The organism is Edaphosphingomonas fennica (assembly GCF_003034225.1).
Taxonomy (GTDB): Bacteria; Pseudomonadota; Alphaproteobacteria; order Sphingomonadales; family Sphingomonadaceae; genus Sphingomonas_E; species Sphingomonas_E fennica.
This window is the reverse complement of sequence record NZ_PHHF01000035.1, coordinates 150464-157783: the sequence shown is the minus strand read 5'-3', so window position 1 is coordinate 157783 and position 7320 is coordinate 150464. Positions and strand designations below refer to the sequence as shown.

Annotated in this window: 10 protein-coding genes; 5 read left to right on the top strand and 5 right to left on the bottom strand. The window is 66.4% G+C overall.

Annotation, left to right across the window (positions count from 1 at the left end; translation table 11 throughout):
* Together CV103_RS08590 and CV103_RS08585 are read left to right on the top strand one after the other, a co-directional pair.
* Window positions 1-310: transketolase C-terminal domain-containing protein (locus CV103_RS08590; protein ID WP_281258469.1), on the top strand; the 310-nt coding region annotated here is incomplete at its 5' end.
* 134 nt (window positions 311-444) lie between these two features.
* Complete coding sequence (locus CV103_RS08585; protein ID WP_070935496.1) at window positions 445-987, top strand: TIGR02594 family protein; 543 nt, start codon at window positions 445-447, stop codon at window positions 985-987.
* A gap of 28 nt (window positions 988-1015) precedes the next feature.
* Here CV103_RS08585 and CV103_RS08580 read toward each other — a convergent pair whose 3' ends face one another.
* A complete protein-coding gene (locus tag CV103_RS08580; RefSeq protein WP_015459503.1) occupies window positions 1016-1675 on the bottom strand; it encodes an RBBP9/YdeN family alpha/beta hydrolase in 660 nt (219 codons plus the stop codon).
* A 150-nt stretch (window positions 1676-1825) separates the two neighbouring features.
* On the opposite strand from CV103_RS08580, the gene CV103_RS08575 reads away from it, so the two are divergent.
* Window positions 1826-2590 carry a TlyA family RNA methyltransferase gene (locus CV103_RS08575; protein ID WP_015459504.1) on the top strand — a complete coding sequence of 255 codons (765 nt, stop codon included), beginning with the start codon at window positions 1826-1828 and terminating at the stop codon, window positions 2588-2590.
* Between the two features lie 137 nt (window positions 2591-2727).
* Entirely contained in the window at window positions 2728-3099 is a 372-nt protein-coding gene (locus tag CV103_RS08570; protein ID WP_236626786.1) for a hypothetical protein, read from the top strand.
* Between the two features lie 21 nt (window positions 3100-3120).
* On the opposite strand, the gene CV103_RS08565 is transcribed toward CV103_RS08570, so the two are convergent.
* A complete protein-coding gene (locus tag CV103_RS08565) occupies window positions 3121-3741 on the bottom strand; it encodes a TetR/AcrR family transcriptional regulator (RefSeq protein WP_070932735.1) in 621 nt (206 codons plus the stop codon).
* 113 nt (window positions 3742-3854) lie between these two features.
* Between CV103_RS08565 and CV103_RS08560 the strand changes: the two genes are divergently transcribed.
* Window positions 3855-4832, top strand: coding sequence for a Rieske 2Fe-2S domain-containing protein (locus tag CV103_RS08560; RefSeq protein ID WP_107394639.1), 978 nt, complete (start codon window positions 3855-3857; stop codon window positions 4830-4832).
* Between the two features lie 79 nt (window positions 4833-4911).
* Here CV103_RS08560 and CV103_RS08555 read toward each other — a convergent pair whose 3' ends face one another.
* The 3 genes from CV103_RS08555 to CV103_RS08545 form a co-directional block, all read right to left on the bottom strand.
* Window positions 4912-5643 (bottom strand): hypothetical protein, encoded by a 732-nt coding sequence (locus CV103_RS08555; RefSeq protein ID WP_107394638.1) that lies wholly within the window; start codon window positions 5641-5643, stop codon window positions 4912-4914.
* 236 nt (window positions 5644-5879) lie between these two features.
* A complete protein-coding gene (locus CV103_RS08550; RefSeq protein ID WP_041865433.1) occupies window positions 5880-6530 on the bottom strand; it encodes a 3-oxoacid CoA-transferase subunit B in 651 nt (216 codons plus the stop codon).
* A complete protein-coding gene (locus CV103_RS08545) occupies window positions 6530-7240 on the bottom strand; it encodes a CoA transferase subunit A (RefSeq protein ID WP_015459510.1) in 711 nt (236 codons plus the stop codon). The genes CV103_RS08550 and CV103_RS08545 overlap by 1 nt, the downstream gene beginning before the upstream one ends.
* Between the last annotated feature and the right edge of the window lie 80 nt (window positions 7241-7320).

Below are 7320 nucleotides of genomic sequence, written 5' to 3'. Positions count from 1 at the left end.
GCGCTTCGCCAAGCCGCTGGACGAGGCGCTGATCCGCCGGCTGCTGTCCACCCATGAGGTGGCGGTCACCATCGAGGAAGGCGCGATCGGCGGCCTCGGTGCGCATGTGCTGACGCTGGCCTCCGACGCCGGGTTGATCGACGGCGGCCTGAAGCTGCGCACCATGCGCCTGCCCGACATCTTCCAGGATCAGGACAAGCCCGAGCGCCAGTACGAACAGGCCGGCCTCGACCACAACGCCATCACCGCAACCGTCCTCGCAGCCCTCAGAAAAAATAGCGGCGGCGTGTCGCAGGAGGCCCGCGCCTGAAAGCGCTTTTCCGGGCCGCATGGCCGAAAGGCTGTCCTACACGGCTGGAATCGCTATAATCGCGCAAGGTCCGCGCGCTTATCGCCTGGATGATCGCCTTCTCCGGTTTTGAAGCCGGAGAAGGAGCGATCCCGATGCCTCAACTTCCTCAACTTTACCGATTCCTCGAACGCCTCGATCCCTTGCCGCGCATGCTGCGGGAGGCGCTGAAGCTGCTCGACACGCGCGAGCAGCCGGGGCCGGGCAACAATCCCGTGATCATGCAATGGGTGCGGGAGCTGGCCGACCCCGCCGTCGCCAGCGTCTATACCGCCGATGCGGTGCCGTGGTGCGGGCTGTTCATGGCGATCGTCGCCAAGCGGGCGGCCCGGCAGCCGGTGTCCGGGCCGCTCTGGGCGCTGAATTGGGGAAAATTCGGCGTCGAGGCGGGCCAGCCGATGCTGGGCGACGTGCTGACCTTTGTGCGGCCCGAGGGCGGGCATGTGGCGCTTTATGTCGGTGAAAGCGCGCGCAGCTATCATGTGCTGGGCGGCAACCAGTCCGACCGGGTATGCTTTACCGAGATCGCCAAGACCCGGCTGCGCGCCGCGCGCCGGCCGGCCTATGCGAACCGCCCGGCGACGGTGAAGCCCTATATACTGGGATCGAGCGGCTCCCTTTCCGTAAACGAAGCCTGATGGGTTGGGCCGGGTTGCGGACGGCTGCTCAGATCGTCCGCAGCCCGGCCTCCTCATGCGTCAGCGACGCGAGGATCTCGTTCAGGCCGGCGCCCTGCGCCATCGGCCCTTCCGCCGTGCCGATCAGCCGATCGAGCAGGCGTTGCCCTTCTTGCCACAGGCCGATGCCGCTGGCGGCGTTGATGTGGCCGCAGGCACCGATATTGACGAAATGGCTGCCCCAGTCCCGCGCCATATCGAAGCCGCGCTGGACGGAGGAATAGGGATCGTCCTCGCTGACGACGACGATCGAGGGGAAGGGCAGGCTGCACCGGGGCGTGGGCGCGAATCCCGCGACCTCGGCGGGCATGTCGCGACGGTCGACATCGGGCGGCGCCACCAGCAGCGCGCCGGCGACCGGCCAGCCCCAGGGCTGCCCGGCCAGTTCCGCCCACCACGCCACGGCGAGGCAGCCGAGGCTGTGGGCGGCGAGCAGCACGGGCTGTTCGGCGGACCGGATCGCCTGATCGAGCTTGGTGACCCAGGGGTTGCGGCGCGGCGTATCCCACATGCCCAGCTCCACCCGCACGACATCGCCGCGACTCTGTTCCCACAGCGATTGCCAATGCGCGGGGCCTGAACCATTGAGGCCGGGAACCGTGAGCACCAGCGGCCGCCGGCCGCTGAATTCGGAGATTGCCTGCACCATGCGTCGTCTCCCGATCCTGTCCGCACCGGGAAGAAGCTCCCCCGAAGCGATTCGCTGGGGAGGAGGATATCTCTATCGTTGCAGTCAACAAGAGGGGCGGCGCTCAATTATGGCTTTATTGCGGCAATCCGATCAGCCATGGACGGCGCCATGACGAAGAATATCCGGGCGGATCAGCTGCTGGTGGAACGCGGGCTGGCGGAAAGTCGGGCGCGGGCGCAGGCGCTGATCCTGGCAGGTCTGGTCTATGTGGCTGACCGAAAAGTGGAAAAAGCGGGGCAGGCGCTGAAGCCCGATGCGGCGCTGGAGGTGAAGGGCCGCGACCATCCCTGGGTGTCGCGCGGCGGCGTCAAGCTGGCCCATGGGCTTCAACATTTTGGCTGGAATGTGGCAGGCGCGATCGCGATCGACGTCGGCTCCTCCACCGGCGGCTTCACGGACGTGCTGCTGACCAACGGCGCGGCGCGGGTCTATGCGGTCGATTCGGGCACCAACCAGCTTGCCTGGAAGCTGCGCCAGGACCCGCGCGTGGTGGTGCATGAGCGCACCAACGCCCGCAACCTGACGGCCGAACATGTGCCGGAGGCGGTGGACGTCATCGTCTGCGACGCGAGCTTCATCTCGCTGGCCAAGGTGCTCGATGCCGCGCTGGGCTTCGCTCGCCCCGGCGCGCACCTGATCGCGCTGATCAAGCCGCAGTTCGAGGCGGGGCGCGGCGAGGTGGGCAAGGGCGGCGTGGTCCGCGACCCGGACGTGCACGAACGGGTGTGCCGCGAGGTGGCCGACTGGCTGACCGCACGTGGCTGGAATGTGGCCGGAATCACGCCCAGCCCGATCACCGGCCCCGAAGGCAATGTGGAGTTCCTGATCGGTGCCGTTCTGCCGCAAGAATCCGCGATCGTTGCGGAGGCGTGAAACCAAATCGCCTCCCCTGCTTTTACGCGAAATGCGGGGCGCACCAATGCGGGACGGGGACGAAATGGTTGTGCTTTGACCGGATCGCAAAGAGACGATACGCAGGATATCGAGCGGACCTGTAGCAAGGGGAAAACGTGGCTTTACCTCGCCTCTTTGCCTTGATCGTCGGGCTGCTGGCGGCGGCCTATTTCGGCTTTGGCCTGGCCCAGTATACGGTAAGCCCGATCGTCGCGGGCATCATGCTGTTCGCGGCCCTGATATTGGTGGCGGCGTCGCCGCGCCGGGCCGTCACCCGCCTGCAGCGCAACCTGGTGGTGGCCGCCTGGGGAGTCTTCAGCCTGCTTTCGATCGCCGCGCTGATCGTGCTGCTGCTGATGGGGGGCGACAATCGCGCCAAGGCGATGGCCCTGCTGCTGTTCCTGACCGGCTTCGGCTTCACCGTCCGTTCGGCCTGGCAGGCAGGCAAGAAGAAGCGCCGGAAATGGGACAATTATTTCGATAAATAAGGGCGGAAGGCCGGGCTCCCGTCAGGCGCCTTCCGATCGCAGCGTCGCCACCCAGATATCGGCGAGCGTATCGAGCAGCCCTTCGAAATCCGTTTCCCAGCCCTGGATGTGGACCGCCATCATCGCGCGTTCGAGCTGGAAGATCAGCAATTGCGCGCGCCGCCGCGCCTCATCGGCGGTGAAGGCCGACCAGCGCGCGCCATCCCCGATCAGCGCGGCGACGAAGGCGGCCTCGTGCGCGCTTGAATCCGCCGAAATCTCGGCCAGCATTTCGCGCAGCAGGGTGCGCATGCCGTCATTATGGACCCGCCAGGCGGCGCCGACCTCCGCCAGCCAGCCGCGGATCGAGCGGCGCGACCAGTCCGGCAGTTCGGCGAAGCGGACGTAGAGGCCGGTTCCCCGCTCCCACATGTCCGCCAGGATCGCCCGGCCGACATCGGGCTTGCCGGTGAAATGGGCATAGAAGGTGGCGCGGGAAACGCCGGCCGCGCCCAATATCTCCTCGATCGTGGCGGCCGCCATGCCGCGCCGTTCGAACACCGCCAGCGCGGCATCGACGATCCGCGCGCGGGTGGCGCGGCGCTGCTGTTCCCGAAGCGGGATCGGGCTGGGCCGGGCCTGGATGCTGGGCGCGATCGACATGGACCTTGGCTATCAGACGCGGCGGCGAAGACAAGACCATACATATGTATGGAATATTGACGATCATATGGCCCGTGATATGTCTTTTGCCGAAAACAGAATGGAGAGGCCCAATGAATGCGATCAGCCCGATTCCGATGCGCTATCGGACGCACGACACCATCTATCCGCGCGGATGGTATTGCATCGCCGAGTCGGAGGATGTGGCCGCCGACAAGATGCTGCCGGTGAGCTGGCTGGGCCAGCAGCTCATCATCTACCGCACGAAGGACGGCGCGGCGCAGGCGGCCGACGCCTATTGCCCGCATTTGGGCGCGCATCTCGCCAGCCATGACGGCAAATTGTGCGACGGGCGGATCACCTGCCCCTTCCACAAATGGGAGTTCGACAGCGCGACCGGCAAGGTCGAGCATATCCCCTATACCGACGTGCCGGTGCCGGCGAGCGTGCGGCTGACGCTGCACCCCACGCGCGAGACCGACGGCATGGTGCTGATCTGGCACGACCCGGCCGGCGGCAAGCCGAGCTTCGAGCCGTTCGATTCGAGCGGGCTGCGCGGCGATGACAAATGGGTGCGCTATGCGGTGAAGAGCTGGGAGACGCGCTGTCCCTTCCGCGACATGCTGGAGAACATCTTCGACACCGCGCACATCACGCAGCTCCACAATGCGGCCTCGCTGCCCGACATCACCAATTACGAGCCCAGGGATTACGGGCTGCGCCTGCAATATGTGACGGACCCAGACGCCGGCGAGGAGACGCCGATTTCCTCGTTCGAGATGAACCTTTCCGCGCTGTCGCTGCTGACCCAGATCTATCACGGCGTGCATTTCACGGCGCTGTTCGTGATCTCCTTCACGCCGATCGACGAGGAGCGGATGGTGGAAACCGCCCGGCTCTACCTGAAGGACAATGGCAATGCCGAGGCGATGGAGCAGATCGGAAAGGCCTTCGTCGAGCGCTTCGTGTTCGAGGTGGAACAGGACCTGAAGGTGCTGGACTATAAGAAGCACCTGACCCAGCCGCGCCTGTGCGCCGGCGACGGCCCGATCATGAAGTTCCGTAGCTACGCCGCGCAATATTACGACTGAGCGGAAACAGGGGTTGCGGCGCGCTTTGGGGCGCGTGCCGCGATCCGGGGCCGGGTTTCGCGCCCGGCCCCGTGACGTTTCAGGCGACGAGCGCGGCGGCCCAGCGCGCGAAGCCGAGCCAGGCTTCCGTCTGCCAGACCAGGATGGGCAGGACCATCGCCGCCAGCGCATAGAGGCCGCCCCACAGGGTCGCGCGATGGATGCGGCGGATGGTCGCCATGTCCCACAAAGCGACGAGGACGATGTAGAGCGCCGGCACCAGCACGATCCCGCTGAGCCCGGCGAACCAGGGCATGCGGCCGAAGGCGGCGCCCATCATCGGCACCATCGCGAGCACCATCAGCCGCTTGTGAGTCTGCGGCGCCCGGCGCTTCCACAGGGCGGCGAGGATCAGGCCGCCGAAGCCGGGCACGGCGAACAGCGGGATCGCCGCCCAGGACAAGGGCGGCACGATCGGCGGGCCGGAGGCGCGGGCGACGCCGTGAAGCCCGGTCAGGGTGCCGATGACGATCATCGCGATGACCAGCGGCAGCCCCAGCATGCCGAGTCGGCGGTGGATATCGGTGCGGCCGGCGCCGGCCAGCGCGGTCTGCGTCACGAACAGCAGCATCCACGCCGAAAAGACCGCGCCGTGCAGGTGCACCAGCGGCGTCGGCGACAGGACATGCGCCGGCCGGCCGTTGAACGGCACCAGGAACCAGGACGGCGCGAAGCCGATGAAGACGGCGACCAGCATCGACGCCGCGATGCCGGTATAGAAGATATGTTCCGGCGCCCATCGGCGCCGGCGAGCAAGAGCAATCGTAGCCAATCCGGCCTCCCCACAAGGCGGGAGCCCCGAAGGTGGGGCTCGCGGGATGTGGGGCGGGAAAGGCCCGATCGCGGGCGGATCGGCCAGAGGCGCGCGACGAAGATGCAATTCCGCGCGATCTTGCGACGAAATTGCGCCGCCGCCGCCGGGCGGGATCGCTGCCGGATCGGATGGCGGCCGCCCGTTCCGGCGCCGGTGGCTGGAACGGGCGACGGCGCCTCAGTTCAGATAATGGGTCAGCTCAGATAATGGGCCGTCGTCCTGGCGGCGACTTCCTCCGCCGTCACGCCCGGCGCCAGCTCGATCAGCCGGAAGGGGGACTTGTGGTCCGGCCGCTGGAACACCGCGAGATCGGTGATGACCATGTCCACCACATTCTTGCCGGTCAGCGGCAGGGTGCAGGCGGGGATGAACTTGGGGCTGCCGTCCTTGGCGTTATGCTCCATCACCACGATGATCTTCTTGACGCCGGCGACGAGATCCATCGCGCCGCCCATGCCCTTGATCATCTTGCCGGGGATCATCCAGTTGGCGATGTCCCCGCTTTCGGAAACCTCCATCGCGCCCAGCACGGTAAGGTCGATATGGCCGCCGCGGATCATCGCGAAGCTGTCCGCCGAGGAAAAGTAGCTGGACGACGGCAGCTGGCTGATCGTCTGCTTGCCGGCGTTGATCAGATCGGCGTCCACCTCGTCCTCATAAGGGAAGGGGCCGATGCCGAGCATGCCGTTTTCGGACTGGAGCGTCACCTCCACGCCTTCGGGCACATGGTTGGCCACCAGCGTCGGGATGCCGATACCGAGATTGACGTAGAAGCCGTCCTGCAATTCCTTCGCGGCGCGGGCCGCCATCTGGTCGCGGGTCCAGCCCTTGGTTGCTTCCGTCATCATGCCGCCTCCCGCGTCCGCACGGTGCGGAACTCGATCTTCTTGTCATAGGGCGCGCCCAGGATCAGGCGCTTCACATAGATGCCGGGCAGATGGATGCAGTCCGCATCCAGGCTGCCGACCGGCACGATCTCCTCCACCTCGGCCACGCAGATCCTGCCGGAGGTGGCCGCGGGCTGGTTGAAGTTGCGCGCCGTCTTGCGGAACACGAGATTGCCGGCTTCGTCGGCCTTCCAGCCCTTGATGATCGAAAGATCGGCGCGGATGCCGCGTTCGAGCACATAGGTCTCGCCGTCGAACTCCTTCAGCTCCTTGCCTTCGGCCACCAGCGTGCCCACGCCCGTTTTGGTGTAGAAGCCGGGGATGCCGGCGCCGCCGGCGCGCATCCGTTCCGCCAGCGTGCCCTGGGGGCAGAATTCCACCTCCAGCTCGCCGGCCAGATACTGCCGCTCGAACTCCTTGTTCTCGCCCACATAGGAGGAGATCATCTTGGCGATCTGGCGGGTGCGCAGCAGCTTGCCGAGCCCTTCATTGTCGATGCCGGCATTGTTGGAGGCGACGGTGAGCCCCTTCACGCCGGAAGCCTGGATCGCATCGATCAGCCGTTCCGGGATGCCGCACAGGCCGAAGCCCCCGGCCGCGATCGTCATGCCATCGAACAGCAGCCCTTCCAGTGCCGCCGCAGCATCGGGATATATCTTGTTGGCCACGCCTTCTCCTCTCCCCTGAACGCTTCTGTGCCGGCGGGATAAAAGCAGGCGGGGATGGCCGTCAATCGAAGCTTGTCCCG

Excerpts from the sequence above, each read along its gene's own strand:
- CV103_RS08560 (WP_107394639.1), top strand. The coding sequence starts at position 3,855 with ATGAATGCGATCAGCCCGATTCCGATGCGCTATCGGACGCACGACACC.
- CV103_RS08565 (WP_070932735.1), bottom strand. The coding sequence starts at position 3,741 with ATGTCGATCGCGCCCAGCATCCAGGCCCGGCCCAGCCCGATCCCGCTT.
- CV103_RS08550 (WP_041865433.1), bottom strand. The coding sequence starts at position 6,530 with ATGACGGAAGCAACCAAGGGCTGGACCCGCGACCAGATGGCGGCCCGC.
- CV103_RS08580 (WP_015459503.1), bottom strand. The coding sequence starts at position 1,675 with ATGGTGCAGGCAATCTCCGAATTCAGCGGCCGGCGGCCGCTGGTGCTC.
- CV103_RS08575 (WP_015459504.1), top strand. The coding sequence starts at position 1,826 with ATGACGAAGAATATCCGGGCGGATCAGCTGCTGGTGGAACGCGGGCTG.
- CV103_RS08585 (WP_070935496.1), top strand. The coding sequence starts at position 445 with ATGCCTCAACTTCCTCAACTTTACCGATTCCTCGAACGCCTCGATCCC.